General features: G+C 60.4%; 15 protein-coding genes and 1 pseudogene. 3 read left to right on the top strand and 13 right to left on the bottom strand.

Annotated features, from left to right (window positions below):
• Positions 1-295 precede the first annotated feature (295 nt).
• The 3 genes from ACLH0H_RS01850 to ACLH0H_RS01840 all read right to left on the bottom strand — a co-directional run bounded on the left by ACLH0H_RS01850 (position 296) and on the right by ACLH0H_RS01840 (position 2,434).
• Positions 296-1,522 carry an MFS transporter gene (locus ACLH0H_RS01850; protein WP_411380752.1) on the bottom strand — a complete coding sequence of 409 codons (1,227 nt, stop codon included), beginning with the start codon at positions 1,520-1,522 and terminating at the stop codon, positions 296-298.
• Between the two features lie 234 nt (positions 1,523-1,756).
• On the bottom strand, positions 1,757-2,128 hold the full coding sequence (locus ACLH0H_RS01845) for a helix-turn-helix domain-containing protein (protein ID WP_411380751.1): 372 nt from the start codon (positions 2,126-2,128) through the stop codon (positions 1,757-1,759).
• Positions 2,129-2,131: 3 nt separating this feature from the next.
• Positions 2,132-2,434, bottom strand: coding sequence for a type II toxin-antitoxin system HigB family toxin (locus tag ACLH0H_RS01840; RefSeq protein ID WP_411380750.1), 303 nt, complete (start codon positions 2,432-2,434; stop codon positions 2,132-2,134).
• 301 nt (positions 2,435-2,735) lie between these two features.
• Between ACLH0H_RS01840 and ACLH0H_RS01835 the strand changes: the two are divergent.
• Together ACLH0H_RS01835 and ACLH0H_RS01830 are read left to right on the top strand one after the other, a co-directional pair.
• Positions 2,736-3,503 (top strand): annotated as a pseudogene (locus ACLH0H_RS01835) (MCP four helix bundle domain-containing protein); the annotation flags it as partial.
• Positions 3,498-4,361 carry a methyl-accepting chemotaxis protein gene (locus ACLH0H_RS01830; protein ID WP_411382485.1) on the top strand — a complete coding sequence of 288 codons (864 nt, stop codon included), beginning with the start codon at positions 3,498-3,500 and terminating at the stop codon, positions 4,359-4,361. The pseudogene ACLH0H_RS01835 and the gene ACLH0H_RS01830, both read left to right, overlap by 6 nt.
• 9 nt (positions 4,362-4,370) lie before the next feature.
• On the opposite strand, the gene ACLH0H_RS01825 is transcribed toward ACLH0H_RS01830, so the two are convergent.
• The 8 genes from ACLH0H_RS01825 to ACLH0H_RS01790 form a co-directional block, all read right to left on the bottom strand.
• Entirely contained in the window at positions 4,371-6,296 is a 1,926-nt protein-coding gene (locus ACLH0H_RS01825) for a response regulator (protein WP_411380749.1), read from the bottom strand.
• On the bottom strand, positions 6,286-7,149 hold the full coding sequence (locus ACLH0H_RS01820; protein WP_411380748.1) for a sensor histidine kinase: 864 nt from the start codon (positions 7,147-7,149) through the stop codon (positions 6,286-6,288). The genes ACLH0H_RS01825 and ACLH0H_RS01820 overlap by 11 nt, the downstream gene beginning before the upstream one ends.
• Complete coding sequence (locus ACLH0H_RS01815) at positions 7,142-8,149, bottom strand: ATP-binding protein (protein WP_411380747.1); 1,008 nt, start codon at positions 8,147-8,149, stop codon at positions 7,142-7,144. Before ACLH0H_RS01815 ends, ACLH0H_RS01820 begins: the two co-directional genes overlap by 8 nt.
• The gene (locus ACLH0H_RS01810) at positions 8,140-8,544 is read right to left on the bottom strand and encodes an ATP-binding protein (RefSeq protein ID WP_076950232.1); all 405 of its coding nucleotides are present in this window, start codon (positions 8,542-8,544) and stop codon (positions 8,140-8,142) included. Before ACLH0H_RS01810 ends, ACLH0H_RS01815 begins: the two co-directional genes overlap by 10 nt.
• Positions 8,541-8,903 carry an STAS domain-containing protein gene (locus ACLH0H_RS01805; RefSeq protein ID WP_017254285.1) on the bottom strand — a complete coding sequence of 121 codons (363 nt, stop codon included), beginning with the start codon at positions 8,901-8,903 and terminating at the stop codon, positions 8,541-8,543. Before ACLH0H_RS01805 ends, ACLH0H_RS01810 begins: the two co-directional genes overlap by 4 nt.
• A gap of 2 nt (positions 8,904-8,905) precedes the next feature.
• On the bottom strand, positions 8,906-9,757 hold the full coding sequence (locus tag ACLH0H_RS01800; protein ID WP_186693170.1) for an RsbRD N-terminal domain-containing protein: 852 nt from the start codon (positions 9,755-9,757) through the stop codon (positions 8,906-8,908).
• Positions 9,758-9,892: 135 nt separating this feature from the next.
• Positions 9,893-10,210 (bottom strand): type II toxin-antitoxin system RelE/ParE family toxin, encoded by a 318-nt coding sequence (locus tag ACLH0H_RS01795; RefSeq protein WP_411380746.1) that lies wholly within the window; start codon positions 10,208-10,210, stop codon positions 9,893-9,895.
• A complete protein-coding gene (locus ACLH0H_RS01790) occupies positions 10,207-10,488 on the bottom strand; it encodes a type II toxin-antitoxin system ParD family antitoxin (RefSeq protein ID WP_411382484.1) in 282 nt (93 codons plus the stop codon). Before ACLH0H_RS01790 ends, ACLH0H_RS01795 begins: the two co-directional genes overlap by 4 nt.
• A gap of 328 nt (positions 10,489-10,816) precedes the next feature.
• On the opposite strand from ACLH0H_RS01790, the gene ACLH0H_RS01785 reads away from it, so the two are divergent.
• Positions 10,817-11,719, top strand: coding sequence for a LysR family transcriptional regulator (locus ACLH0H_RS01785; RefSeq protein ID WP_307386321.1), 903 nt, complete (start codon positions 10,817-10,819; stop codon positions 11,717-11,719).
• Here ACLH0H_RS01785 and ACLH0H_RS01780 read toward each other — a convergent pair.
• Positions 11,711-12,469, bottom strand: a complete 759-nt coding sequence (locus tag ACLH0H_RS01780) for a substrate-binding domain-containing protein (RefSeq protein ID WP_411380745.1) — start codon at positions 12,467-12,469, stop codon at positions 11,711-11,713. The two genes, ACLH0H_RS01785 and ACLH0H_RS01780, sit on opposite strands and share 9 nt — an antisense overlap.
• Positions 12,466-13,773, bottom strand: a complete 1,308-nt coding sequence (locus ACLH0H_RS01775) for an MFS transporter (RefSeq protein WP_411380744.1) — start codon at positions 13,771-13,773, stop codon at positions 12,466-12,468. The genes ACLH0H_RS01780 and ACLH0H_RS01775 overlap by 4 nt, the downstream gene beginning before the upstream one ends.
• Positions 13,774-13,805: the final 32 nt, after the last annotated feature.

Raw genomic sequence — 13,805 nt, 5'->3', positions numbered from 1 at the left:
ATCACGATATCGCGTTGGCATATAAGCTCCCTTTGCAAGTATGTCGCCACACCGGCGACCTTCTGAGGCTAGCTCAGAGATGTGGGTGCTCAAGTTCCACTCTGGGAATTCTCATTACCAAGCTTTTCCGAAACAGTCGCTTACGTTGTGCGGGATCGGTAGTTACCGATTGAATAGGTACGTAGGTGCAGCTGTTTAATGTGCTTTCCTCCAAGTTCAGATAAACACCTTTCCCTGAAACAAAAAAGCCCACTGAGCTCAATGCTCAGCAGGCATTTTAAGGTGTCCTGTCTGGTCAGGTCGGCTGTGCCACCAGGCGATTGCTGATGTTACGCCCCAGTACCAACACCGTGACAAAACCCACGCCCACCAACGCCGTGGCCAGGCTCAACAACACCGAGGTACCCAGGTGGTCGACGATCTGTCCACCAAAGAACGAGCCCAGCGCAATGATCACTTGGAACAACGCAACGAACAACGGCATGCCACGTTCCACATCCTTGGGCGCGACCACGAACATCCAGATACTGGCGCACGCCGGGAAGGCGCCGAAGGCGAAGCCCCACAGCGCGATCAGCATCGTGGCGCCGATCATGCCGGTGGCGAAGTAGGGGAACAGGGCGGTGCTGATGCCGATCATCAGCGCGACCAGCAGCAGGGTGTGACGCACGCTGCGGTTGGCGGCGAAACCGGCAAAAATGTTACCCGCGACCCCGGCCACGCCAAACATCAGCAACAGCGAACCGATCGTCGGCCCGTCGAAGCCGGCGCTGTTCTTGAAGAACGGCGCGACATAGGTGTAGGCGGCAAAGTGCGCAAGGCCGATCAGCAAGACGGCGATCAGCCCGACCCGAGCGCGTGGGTTGATAAACAACGCCGGCAGGTCACCGACGAGAATGGCCTTCTCCGGGTAAAGTCGGGGCAGCAGGAAGACCTGCGCCAGCAGGACCGGTATGCCCAGCACCGCGGTGACCAGGAAGGTCATGCGCCAGCCCATCAAGCCACTCAGCCAGGTGCCGACGGGTACGCCCAGTACGGTGGCGAGGGTGACGCCCATCATGATGATCGAGGTGGCTTTGGCGACGTCCACGCCCCTGGGGGCCAGGCGGCCGCTGAGGGCAATGGCCGTCGCCCAGAAACCGCCAATGCTGATGCCCAGCAATACGCGGCCGAACAGCAGCAGGCTGAAGTCACTGGCGAAGGCCACGACCAGGTTGGCGATAATCATGACCAACGTCAGGCCGATCAGCAGATAACGGCGATCCATCTTGCCGATGACCACGGACAGCAACGGCGCGGCGAGGGCGGCCATGATGCCCGGCAGGGTCACCATCAGGCCCGCGTGGCCGGCGCTGATGCCGAGGTCGCTGGCAACGTCGTTGAGCACGCCCACCGGCAGAAACTCGCTGGTCACTAGGGCAAAGGCGCCCACGGCGACCGAGAGAATCGCCAGCCACTGCTGTTTGACACTCTGTTGGTTATGTTCGGGAAGGCCGCGAGGGGCCTGGGTGGCGCTTGGCATGGAGTCAGGTTCCGGGGTGAACGTCGCCTGAAGCCAGGCGAAGGGGAGGGAATTTGGAGCCGATTATAGAAACCTGTTGTGGTAATTGAGCAGGCGCTCGGTTCGATAGTAATCATCAGTGCAATCGATGCTTCTGGATTCAGTCGTTACGCAGACTACAAACGTGCCATTGAGTGTCCCGCTGCTTGAACAGACAAAGCGCTTCGCTCTACGGGCTTTTTCGTACCTTCGATTTCACGCATTTTTTACCGGCCGAATCAGGCTCCCGGCTGGAATTCCAAACATTTCATGCAGTTTCCAGATCATTGGCAAAGTGAGTGCGCGTTTTCCATTAAGCACTTCATAGACCCGGTTTTGACGGCCAATGGCGGGCACCAGATCTGCTGCCGAGAGACCAGACTGTTCCATTCTGAAATGAATGGCGTCGACGGGGGTGGGCAGGTCAATCGGGAAATGCTTGGCCTCATAGGCTTCAATCAGGGTGATCATTACATCGAAGTAATCACCTTCTGGCGTACCGGGTTCCGGTTCGTCATCGAACAGCGGGGAGACTGACTTCAGTGCGTCTTTATAGTCTTGCTCGGTATGGATGGGGCGGATATTCATGGGTTACTCCGTTTCAACGGTGTCGGCGTCAATCGCGTCGTACTGCTTATGCGTACCGACGAACTTGATGTAGAGAGCGCCGTAGCGATAGGCGATCGCGACCACTAGCCGGTAGTCGTTGCCTTTTATATTGAAGACGACTCTGCGGCTCTTGAGGACGCTTGCATGACGAAACTGTTCCTTGATGTCAGCCGGGGTGGACCAGTCGGCGTTTTTTGCCTCATCTATCCAGGCCAGTATAGATTGCTCGGCGTCCGGGTACTTGCGCCAAAAGGTTTTGAGTTGGCTGATCGCGATGATTCTCATGAGGAAATCCTAGTCCCGCCATGGGACTTGTGCAAGCTCGTATTATTGGTAACGGTTGTTTTGGGTAGCTGCCTTAGGTCAGAAAAGGTTTTGCCGCATAAGAAATCTCCGTTGTAACGGTGAAGGAATACGTTCCGAACCCAGTATTGCCCTCAAGTAGCTTTTTGCTCGTCAACAGGTCAAATAACTCCCTGATATTCATGACAATTAATTTCCTTTCCACCTACGCTCTAAAGTCCCGCCTGCGCAGGCCGAAACCCTCTCATACGACGTCATATCCCCAATAAGAGATCTCCCCGAAATGTCCCTTCGCAACCTGTCCATCGCTCGCCGTGCGGGTCTGGGTTTTGCCTTGATCGCTTTGCTCGTGGCCCTGCTGGGTTTTTTTGCACTGTCGAACATGGCAAGCATTCGTGCCAGTGCGGTGCAGGTTGAAAGCGGGCTGGTGCCCAAGATGCGGCTGGTGGCGGACATTCGCGAAATCATGCTGCGCATTCGGACGATCTCGTTGCGCATGGCGCTGGACCCGAATCCGGCCAGCATCCCGCAATACCGCAGCCAGATGGACACCCGCAGCCAGGACCTGACCAAACGGCTGGCCGAACTCGATGCGGTCATCGATACCCCGCAAGTGCGCGCGCTCTACGATCAGTTCCAGGGTTCGCTGCGTCAGTACCAACAGGGGCTGGCTCAATCCTTCGTGCTTGCCGACAAGCAGCAGTGGGCCGAGCTGAACAAGTTGCTGCTGGTGGACATGAAAACCGTGATCGATGGCTCCGGTGCGCAGCTCAATGCCCTGGCTGACTACTACAACGCGCAGATCAACCAGCAGGGCCAACTGGCCGAGTCGCAATACAGCCGTTCGCGCACCATGGTGTTCGGCTTCGTACTCCTGGCCGCCTTGAGCACCGTGGCGCTGGCCTGGTTGCTGACGCGCAGCATTGTCGGACCGCTGAGCCATGCGGTGCGGGCCGCCGAAAACGTGGCTCAGGGCGACCTGACCCAGACGGTGGACGTGACCGGTGACGACGAAGTGACGCGGCTGCTGGTTGCACTCAAGACCATGCAGGCCAATTTGCGCGGGACCTTGCAATTGATCCGCCAGTCGGCGGGGCAGATGGCCTCATCCGCCGCTGACCTGAATGGCATCACCGACCAAAGCAGCCGCAGCCTGCAAAAGCAGACCGCCGAAATCGAGCAGGCCGCTACCGCCGTCAATGAGATGACGTCCGCAGCGGACGAAGTGGCGCGCAACGCAGTGTCCACCTCCGAGTCCACGCGTGTCTCCAATGAAACGGCGCGCGAAGGCCAGCATCGCGTTGGCGAGACCGTCAGCGCCATCCAGGCTCTGAGCACGAACATAGGTGAGACTTCGACGCTGGTGCAGAACCTCGCCGAGCAATCGCGGGATATCGGCAAGGTGCTCGACGTGATTCGCTCCATTGCCGAACAGACCAACCTGCTGGCCCTCAATGCCGCCATCGAGGCTGCGCGGGCCGGTGAGTCCGGGCGCGGCTTTGCGGTCGTAGCCGATGAAGTGCGCGCGCTGGCGCATCGTACCCAGCAATCCACCCTGGAAATCGACCAGATGGTCACCGCGATGCGCACAGGCTCGGATCACGCGCTGACTTCAATGCAGTCGAGTACCCAGCGCGCCACCGATACCCTGGCCTTGGCCGAAGGGGCGGGTGGCGCGTTGAGCCAGATCACCGACTCCATCGACCAGATCCACCAACGCAACCTGGTGATTGCCAGCGCCGCGGAAGAACAGGCGCAAGTGGCCAAGGAAGTCGACCGCAACATCGTCAACATTCGCGACTTGTCTGCCCAATCTTCATCCGGTGCCGGGCAGATCAACGGATCGAGTCGCGAGCTGGCGCAGTTGGCGGCTTCGCTGAACGAAGCGGTGACACGGTTCCAGCTGTAACCAGCGGCGCTAGGATTTTGCTTCCAGGCCCTGGCGAATCTTCTCGAGCAGTTCATCGACGTGAAACGGCTTGGTGATCAGGTCCATGCGCTCCCCCAGGAAATTTTGCCGATTGGCTGCGTTCTCTGCGTAGCCGGTCATGAACAGGATCGGCAAATCGTTGCGCAGGCCACGGGCGAAGTCAGCCAATTCACGGCCGGTCATGTAGGGCAGGCCGACATCGGTGAGCAGCAGGCTGATAGTCCGATCGTTCTTCAAGACAGCGATCGCTTCGTCACCGTCGGCCGCCAGGCTGCACTGGTAACCGGCGTCCGCCAGCACTTCGGCAACAAAGCTGCGCACCGAAGGCATGTCTTCGACGATGAGTATGTGTTCACCGTTGCTTTTGCCCGGCTTCGCCAACGTCTTGGTGGTCACGGAGGCAGGGCCGTCTGCGGCCGGGAGCATGATCGTCACTTCAGTGCCCTGGCGGGTGACGCTGCGGATCTGCGCATCACCGCCTGACTGGCGCGCGAAACCGTAAATGGTCGACAGGCCCAGACCGGTGCCCTGGCCCACCGGCTTGGTGGTGAAGAAAGGGTCGAACACCTTGTCGATGACGCTGTGCTCGATGCCCACGCCGTTATCGCGTACCGACAGCGCGATATAGGGGCCGTTTTCCAGCTTGAGGTTGCCGTTGGAGTAGGCAGGGTAGGTAGTCACCCAAATGTTGCCACCTTTGGGCAGCGCATCGCGGGCGTTGATCACCAGGTTCAGCACCGCGCTTTCCAGTTGGATCGGGTCGACCATTGCCACCGCTGGGTTGTTGGTCAGCTCCAGTTTCAGGGCGATGTGTTCGCCGATGGTGCGCACCAGTAACTCCTCCAGGGAGCGGATATGCGCGTTGATATCAATGGGCCGTGTGTCCAACGGCTGCTGGCGGGCGAACGCGAGCAGGCGGTTGGTCAGGCCGGCGGCGCTCAGGGCTGAACTCAGCGCGGCGTCGGCATAGCCCAGGACCTTATCGGTGCGCTGGCTTTCGATGCGCTTTTTGATCAGTTCCAGGCTGGTGATGATACCGGTGAGCAAGTTGTTGAAGTCATGGGCGATGCCGCCGGTGAGTTTGCCCAGAGCATCCATTTTCTGGGCCTGGAGCAACTGCGCTTCGGTGCGTGCCAGGCGGGTCGCCGCGTTGGCGAGTTCGGCCTGTTGGTGACGCTCGCGATGACGGTGTTCAGTGACGTCCTCGACAAACACCAGGCTCAGCTCGGCACGGTCATAGGGCGAAATCTGCCACTCGGTTTCGCGCAATTGGCCGTCGACTTTCATCTGCAACGTGCCTTTCCAGCGTTCGCCGGCCGCCAGGCGCAGGCACAGTTCCTGGATGACCGCATACTGGTCGCCGGCGAAGCATTCAAGCAGCGCGTCGGGGTTGAGGTTGTCGTGGATCAACTGCGCGAACGCGTGGTTGCATTCGTGGACCTTCAATTGTGCGTCGATCACGGCAATCGGCGCGCTGATATTAAAGAAGATCTCTCGAAAGCGTGCCTCGCTTTCCCGCAGCGCGTATTCGGTGTCGCGCACGCGCAAGAGGGTGCGCAGGGTCGCCAGCAGCACCTCGGGGTCGACCGGGTGGATCAAGTAGGCATCAGCCCCTGCGTCGAGGCCGGTGATAATGTCGCCGGTCTCGATGGAGGCCGCCGAAACGTGCACCACCGGCAACAAGGCCGTGTTCGGGTCGGCGCGCAAACGGCGCACGATATCGAAGCCGCTCATGTCCGGCAGGTTGACGTCGAGGATCAGCGCATCGATTTTTCCAGCGGCGATCAGGTCCAGCCCGTCCTGGCCCGTGCCGGCTTCAAGCACCTGGTAGTGATGGCGTTCGAGGCGTCGGCGCAGGGCGTAGCGCGTGGCGGCATTGTCGTCGACGATCAGCAGTTGGATATCACGTTTCATCGACGTTCTCGCTGGAGATGGACAGAGGAATAACCACAAAGAACAGCGAGCCCACGCCGGGCGTGCTTTCAACGCCTACCCTGCCACCCAGCAACTCGGCGAAACGCTTGCACAGCGACAGGCCCAGGCCCGTGCCGCGCAGGCGTTTCTGCAACGGTGAGTCGATCTGGGAAAAGTCCTCGAACAGGTTGTTGTGCAACTCGGCGGGTATGCCCAGGCCGGTGTCCTGCACCGCAAAACGGATCTCGTGTTCGTTCTCCATGCGCGCAGAGACCCTTACTTCGCCCTGCAGGGTGAATTTAAGAGCATTGGAAATAAAGTTGCGCAGTATCTGCGCGAGTTTCTTGTCATCGGTGTAGAGCTTGGGCAGGCCGGAAGGCTTCTCGAAGATCAGGTCGACCGATGATGCGTCGACAATCGGGCGGAACATCCCGCGTAGCGCCGAGAACAGGTCGAACATATCGAACCAGCCCGGGGAAATAGTGATACGCCCGGCCTCGATCTTGGCCAGGTCGAGCAAGTCGTCGACCATTTCGCGCAATTCGCGCGCCGAGCTGCGGATAAACCCCACTTGAGTGTGTTGCTCGGCGCTCAACGGGCCGTCCAACTCGTCGTCAAGCAGGCTGGTGATGCTCAGGATCGAGCCCAGGGGCGTGCGGAACTCGTGGCTCATATACGACAGGAAACGACTCTTGAGGTCTGACGCCTGGCGCAGTTGGTCGGCTTGCATATCCAGCTCTGCATACAGCGCCAGCACGCCCTGGTTGGTTTCATCCAACTCCGCGCGCAAGGCATCCGCTTCCTGGCGCAGGCGTTGGACTTCAGCGGCAAGCGAGGCAGTGGTTTCAGCCATCGATGGCCTCCAGGGCAATCACGAAGACGGTAACGTCATCCCGGCCGCGGCAGAAGTCACGGTGCAGGATGGCGGCGATCAGGGCAGGGTGGCGGTGGACAAGCCCTGGGTAGTCCGAAAGATTCCAGCGTGATTGCAGGCCGTCGCTGTAAAGGATCAGCAACTGATTGGCCACTTGAGCATAGTCGAAGGGTTGAGCCTTGCGAAACTGCACGCCGACGATACCGGGGTGGGACGCCAGGCCGCGCGGCTTGCCAGGCCCGATCAGGCTGCCGCCGATATTGCCCACGCCGGTGAAGCGAAGCGTGTCGGCCACGGCATCGTACTGTGCCACCGCCATTGCGGCGCCACGGGTACCGTTCATGCCGATGTGCATGTCGTTCATCAACACCGTCGAATCCACGAAGGCACTCTGTGCAAACACTGCTTCTCCCGCTCGGGCTGCCTGCTCGGCATATTCGCCATGGCCGAGTCCGTCGGCCATCATCACGCTGAAGCGCCCAGGCTCGATCGCCAAGTGCCAGGCATCACCGCAGTGAGGGTCGTGATGCAGCGAGTGCTGGCTGACGCCATAGCGAATATCCCTGGCCTTCACGGCGCGCGGTGTCAGCCTGGCCAGTATCGCCGCGCCGCGCTGATCGGCATGTGCATCGAACACCTGCGCCAGGCGTGATATTGCTCCAAGCCCGATACCTTGGGTGCCTCCGGTGGAGAAGCCGTCGACCAGCCCGCTGTTGATATCAAAGCCTTGCCCACGGTCGATGGCGATCATCTCGACGCCGCCGTTGCCGGTGGCGCGCAGGTGCAATTCACCGTGGGTAGCATGTTTGAGGATGTTGCTGGCGAGCTCGGTGGCGACCAGCGCCACCCGCCCCGCATCGGTCTCATCGAAACCCAGGGATTCGGAAAACTGCTGGGCCGTGCGCCGGGCGTGGCCGATCTGGCTGGTATCTTCAATCAGGAGCACTTGCGTGAGCGCGCTGGGAATATTCAGGCCCATCGGGTGATCGTCACGCGGGTACCCTTGCCAGGTTCGGTGTCCAGTTCAAACTCATCCACCAGGCGCTTGGCGCCGGTGAGCCCCAGGCCAAGGCCGCTGCCGGAGGTCCAGCCGTCGGTCATCGCCAGCTTGAGGTCGGGAATGCCCGGCCCTTCGTCGCGAAACGTCAGGCGTACACCGGGGCGGTGGTCCTTCTCGATCACAGCCCAGTCCATATAACCACCGCCGCCATAGACCACGGTGTTACGCGCCAACTCACTGACGGCCGTGACCAACTTGGTCAGGTCGATCAGGCGCATGCCGCAGTCCTGGGCCAGTTTTCGTACCAATTGTCGAGCCAGCACAACGTCCTGTTCTATCAGCACAGGGTGTGTGCCGCTGCTGGCTTGGCTCATGAGTGTTCTACCCGGTCACGCAGCAGCTTCATGCCGCGCTCGACGTTAAGTGCGGTCGCGACGCCGGGCAGGGTCATGCCCAACTCCACCAAGGTGATGGCGACCGCGGGTTGCATGCCCACCAATACGGTTTGTGCATCCATGATCCGGGACAGCCCGGAGATGGTGCCGATCATGCGGCCGATGAAGGAGTCGACCATGTCCAGCGCCGAGATATCGATGAGCACGCCGCGCGCCGAGGTACGGCTGATACGCTCGGACAGATCGTCCTGCAAGGTCAACGCGAGTTGGTCGTGCATGTCCACCTGGATGGTCACGAGCAAAAACTCGCCCATCTGCAAAATAGGGATGCGTTCCATGCTTAGACAGCCTTGGTGATGTTGACGCCCAGGCGTTTGAGCGCCAAGGCCAATGCATCGGCGAGGTTGGCCTTGGTCACCACACCTTGAAGGTCGAGCCCCAGGTGCACGATGGTCTGGGCGATCTGCGGACGCACGCCGCTGATGATGCAGTCAGCGCCCATCAAGCGGATGGCGGTGACGGTTTTCAGCAGATGCTGGGCGACCAGGGTATCGACAGTCGGCACGCCGGTGATGTCGATGATGGCGATTTCCGCGCCGGTGTCGACGATGCGTTGCAGCAGCGATTCCATCACGACCTGGGTGCGTTGCGAATCCAGGGTGCCGATCATCGGCAGGGCCAGTACGCCATCCCACAGCTTGACCACCGGGGTGGAGAGTTCCAGCAGTTCTTCCTGCTGGCGCTTGATTACCGACTCCCGGGATTTCTGGAAGGTACGGATGGTGTGCATGCCCAGCGCATCGAGCAGCTCGGAGATTTCCCAGAGCTGTTCGCCCAGTTGCGCCGGTTGCTCGGCGTATTCGCGCTGCAGCAATGCGAACAGTGGTCCCTTGAGAGCGAAGATAAAGCTGGCGGTCTGTTGCGAGTCCTGTCCGGCGAGGGCACGGCTGTGGGACAGTTTCTCCAGGAATACTCGGGTTTCCGCCCAGTTTTCGTGGTGGGTATTTTGCGAACCGCCTTGTTGCAACGCGGCGCTCAGCAGCCCGAGGAATTCGCGGGTCTGCTGTTTGACATCGTCGCCTTTGACGTTACGCGTCGCACCCGAAGCCTCAAGGCTGGTATTCCATTCCTCAAGGAGAGCGATACGATTTTCATGCAGTGCCTGGATTGTGTTCGTTTGCAGAGTTGCCACGGGTGACCTCCTTGAATGCCTTGGATAAGCTGCACGCAATTTATACTAAATTGAAGGAATTAGAAGTATTTCGCGGGCGTTTCCTACCGAAGTTGGGCAGGTTTTTCCCACGCCACACGCTTCGGCCAATGCGGATCAGTCTTCCCAGGGCTGAAACAGTGCCGCGTAGCTTTGTCCGCCATAAAACACGCCCAGGATCGACACGGTTTCGCTGGTGGTATTCACCGTGAATGCGATGATCGTGGTACATCGATAGTGAGTGATGCGCAGGCCAGTCAGCAGGTCGTCACGACGGGGGCCGCGCAAGGGAAACAGTGAAAAGCTTTCGCAGTGGCTGATGAGCTTGTCGACAAAGCGTGCAGCCACTGCCGCAGAAGCGGCCTCGCTGATGAATGCTTCAAGGGCGTCGAGGTGCGCCAAGGCTTGCGGCGCGAAAGCCACCGAGTAGCTCACGGTTTGCCGGGGTTTTTTCGCTGACGTTTGGCCGCCATATGCTCGCGAACCTGCTCAGCGGACAATGCTCGGTCAGGCTCCGCCCTCAGGGCCGTGGCCGCAGGGACCACCTCGTCCCGCAGCCAGTCTTCCATGGCTCGGTCGCGCGCCAGCAAGGCCCGCAGGCCATCGCGAATCACTTCACTTTCGGTCGCATATTCACCGGCCGCGACTTTGGCTTTGACCAAGGCCGCCATTTCAATTGGCAATGTAATGCTCATTTGCTGGGTTGAGCGCATTTGGAAGTCCGCCGAGGTTGGGTAGGATTCAATCCTACTGGACCATTGGCGCGATGCAAGAAGCAATAGATCGATGCCGATACCCGGCGACTCGTCGTCTATCCAGAGGTGATAGGTTTCCATGAGTGACTACGTCCTGTTGTGTGGGCCAGGCCAAAAGTATTGACCCATTTCGACGATTGCGTAGCCGCGCACCGCCAATAACCCGCTGATATGTATGACTTCATATTAGCAAGGTTATTAGCGCCAACCGCTCCCGGCACACATGGCGCCCCATCCGCTCCCATACGATAATGTCCGCCACCTTGACCACCCTGGTTTCCCTGCCGTGATCATCAACTTCGACCTCAACGACCTCCAAGCCTTCCGCGCCGTGGTAGACAAGGGCAGTTTTCGCGGCGCCGCCGAGGCCATCCGGATCTCGCAACCGGCCCTCAGCCGGCGCATCGAAAAGCTCGAGACCGCCCTGGATGTGAAACTCTTCGAACGCACCACCCGGCGCGTCAGCCTGACCATGGTCGGCCGTGCTTTCCTGCCGAAAGTCGAACGCATGCTCGACGACCTCGATGTCGCGCTGATGGGCATCAGCAACGTCGCGTCCACGCGCATGGGCAATGTCACCATAGCCTGCGTGCCGTCGACCGCGTACTACTTCATGCCCCACGTGATCTCCGAATTCCACAAGCTGTATCCGAAGATTCGCCTGCGGGTGCTGGACGCCAGCGCCGGCGAGGTATGCCATGCGGTGGCAAGTGGCGAGGCGGATTTCGGCGTGAGCTTCAGCGGCAGCCTGGCCGATGAAGTCGAGTTCGAACTGTTGCTGCAGGAACGCTATGTCCTGGCCTGTCGCCGCGACCATCCGCTGGCCCGGCGCGACAGCGTGACCTGGGCCGAAGCCTACGAGCATGACTACATCACCGTGGACAAAACCTCGGGCAACCGCTTTCTGCTGGACCAGGCGTTGCGCGGCGTGCGCGTGAAAAAGCCGAGTATCTGCGAGACGCACCACGTGACCACCATGATCGGGCTGGTGGAAGCGGGGCTGGGGGTTGCCATGGTGCCATCGATTGCGATGCCGGCGGGTGAACACCCGATTCTGGTGAGTGTGCCGCTGGTGGAGCCCCACGTAATGCGTAACGTGGGCTTGATAAAACGCCGCGGGCGGACCTTGCCGCCAGCGGCGCTGGAGTTGGAGCGGTTGGTGCGCGAGATGCCGTTTCGGTCAGCGTGACACGGAGTCCAGGCCGGTGGATTGCACCACCGGTTGCGCCTCGGGCGACGCCAGAAATTGCAGCAGCGCCCTAGCCTGGGCCGGGTGTTCGGCGTTCACCGGAATACCGGCCGCAAAACGCGTCACCGATTGCACATCTTCGGGGATCTTGCCGACGTAGGTCACGCCCGGCACCGGCAACAACTCCGCGACCTGCTGCAGGCCCACTTCGTAGTCACCCTTGGCAACCTGTTCGGCCACCGGAAGGCGTTCGATCATGGTGCCTTTGGCCGGCATGCCGAGCTTCTTGAACAACTCTTTCTCGACATACACACCGCTGGCGCTGTCCGAATATGCGATGGACTTGGCTTTGCTCAGCACGGCTTTAAGTTCTGCGTCAGTACCGATGGCAGGTTTTGCCGCGCCTTCCTTCACCACCAGGCCGATGCGCGAGTCCGCCAGTTCCACGCGGGAGGCGGGGTCGACCTTGCCTTGTTTGATCAAGTCATCCAGGGCGTAGCCGACCATGATCACCACGTCGGCGTGTTCGCCACGGGCCAGGCGGTTGGGGATCGCTTCCGGCGCCTTGCCCATTGACGGGCCGAGGAGGGTGTCGAGGGTGTCGCCGCTTTTGCGGGCGTATTGCGGGCCGAGCAATTTATACGCGGCGGTGAAGCCACCGGAAGTCATCACGGTGAGCTGTTCAGCCTGGGCCGTCAGCGCGATGGCGCCAAGGGCCAGCGCGACGAGGGTCTTGAACAGAGGCTTCATTGCACCGCCCCCTGCATCACCTGCCCACGGGCATTGGCGCGACGGTACAGCGCGAGGGTCGAGCACAGCGCGCACAGGGCGGCGAACATCATCCAGTAGGCCGGCGAAGCCTTGTCTTCAGTGATGTGGATGAACCAGGTGGAGATCGCCGGGGTGAAGCCGCCGAATATCGCGGTCGCCAGGCTGTAAGCCAGGGAGAAGCCTGCCACACGGACTTCCACCGGCATGATTTCGGTGAGGGCCGGGATCATCGCACCGTTGTACATGCCATAGAGGAACGAGAACCAGAGCAGGGTTTCCAGCATATGGCTGAAGCTCGGCGCATTTACTACGTAGGACAATGCCGGATATGCGGTGAGAACGGTCAACACCGTCATGGCGACCAATACCGGCTTACGGCCGAAACGGTCGCTCAAGGTACCGCCGATCGGCAGCCAGACAAAGTTCGACACGGCCACCAGCAAGGTCACCAGCAGCGCATCGGACGTGCTCAGTTGCAGCACGGTTTTGCCGAAGGTCGGCGCGTATACGGTGATCAGGTAGAACGCCGTCGTGGTCATCGCCACCATCAGCATGCCGCCGATCACCATGGTCCAGTTTTTCACCAGAGTGGCCATCACCTCGCGCATGGTCGGGCGATGCTTGCGGTTGGCGAACTCTTCGGTTTCCTGCAGGTTGCGACGCAGGATAAAGATGAACGGGATGATCACGCAGCCGAGGGCGAACGGAATGCGCCAGCCCCAATCGGCCACCACGGCCGGGTCCATCCACACGTTCAGGCCATACCCCAGCGCGGCGGCGACCACAATGGAGATCTGCTGGCTGCCCGATTGCCAACTGGTATAGAACCCTTTGCGTCCCGGTGTGGCCATTTCCGACAGGTACACCGACACGCCGCCCAACTCCGCGCCAGCCGAGAAACCCTGCAACAGGCGGCCCAGCAGCACCAGCAACGGCGCCCACAAGCCAATGGTGTGATAACCCGGCACCAGCACGATCAGCAGCGTGCCGCTGGCCATGATCGCCAAGGTCACGATCAGTCCTTTGCGGCGGCCGACGTCATCGATGTAGGCCCCTAGGATAATCGCGCCCAAGGGGCGCATCAGGAAGCCCGCGCCGAACACGGCGAAGGTCATCATTAATGACGCAAACTCATTAGCGGCGGGGAAGAACGCGGCAGCAATGTAAGTGGCGTAGAAGCCGAACAGAAAGAAATCGAACTGTTCGAGGAAGTTGCCCGAAGTAACGCGAAATACCGCGCCAACTTTCGAACTGGCAGCCTGGGGCCGGGTAGGGCTAGTCATGGTCTTGTGTCTCCAGCGTTCTTTTTGAAGTG

Origin of the sequence: Pseudomonas sp. MPB26 (assembly GCF_046605355.1) — a bacterium.
Taxonomy (GTDB): Bacteria; Pseudomonadota; Gammaproteobacteria; order Pseudomonadales; family Pseudomonadaceae; genus Aquipseudomonas; species Aquipseudomonas cedrina.
The sequence above is the reverse complement of the archived record's forward strand: the minus strand, read 5'-3'. Positions and strand labels throughout refer to the sequence as shown.

What these genes read in the sequence shown, in the direction of transcription:
- ACLH0H_RS01845 (WP_411380751.1), bottom strand. Translation starts at nt 2,128, where the DNA reads ATGAATATCCGCCCCATCCATACCGAGCAAGACTATAAAGACGCACTG.
- ACLH0H_RS01840 (WP_411380750.1), bottom strand. Translation starts at nt 2,434, where the DNA reads ATGAGAATCATCGCGATCAGCCAACTCAAAACCTTTTGGCGCAAGTAC.
- ACLH0H_RS01850 (WP_411380752.1), bottom strand. Translation starts at nt 1,522, where the DNA reads ATGCCAAGCGCCACCCAGGCCCCTCGCGGCCTTCCCGAACATAACCAA.
- ACLH0H_RS01825 (WP_411380749.1), bottom strand. Translation starts at nt 6,296, where the DNA reads ATGAAACGTGATATCCAACTGCTGATCGTCGACGACAATGCCGCCACG.
- ACLH0H_RS01790 (WP_411382484.1), bottom strand. Translation starts at nt 10,488, where the DNA reads ATGCGCTCAACCCAGCAAATGAGCATTACATTGCCAATTGAAATGGCG.
- ACLH0H_RS01820 (WP_411380748.1), bottom strand. Translation starts at nt 7,149, where the DNA reads ATGGCTGAAACCACTGCCTCGCTTGCCGCTGAAGTCCAACGCCTGCGC.
- ACLH0H_RS01810 (WP_076950232.1), bottom strand. Translation starts at nt 8,544, where the DNA reads ATGAGCCAAGCCAGCAGCGGCACACACCCTGTGCTGATAGAACAGGAC.
- ACLH0H_RS01780 (WP_411380745.1), bottom strand. Translation starts at nt 12,469, where the DNA reads ATGAAGCCTCTGTTCAAGACCCTCGTCGCGCTGGCCCTTGGCGCCATC.
- ACLH0H_RS01815 (WP_411380747.1), bottom strand. Translation starts at nt 8,149, where the DNA reads ATGGGCCTGAATATTCCCAGCGCGCTCACGCAAGTGCTCCTGATTGAA.
- ACLH0H_RS01805 (WP_017254285.1), bottom strand. Translation starts at nt 8,903, where the DNA reads ATGGAACGCATCCCTATTTTGCAGATGGGCGAGTTTTTGCTCGTGACC.
- ACLH0H_RS01775 (WP_411380744.1), bottom strand. Translation starts at nt 13,773, where the DNA reads ATGACTAGCCCTACCCGGCCCCAGGCTGCCAGTTCGAAAGTTGGCGCG.
- ACLH0H_RS01830 (WP_411382485.1), top strand. Translation starts at nt 3,498, where the DNA reads ATGCAGGCCAATTTGCGCGGGACCTTGCAATTGATCCGCCAGTCGGCG.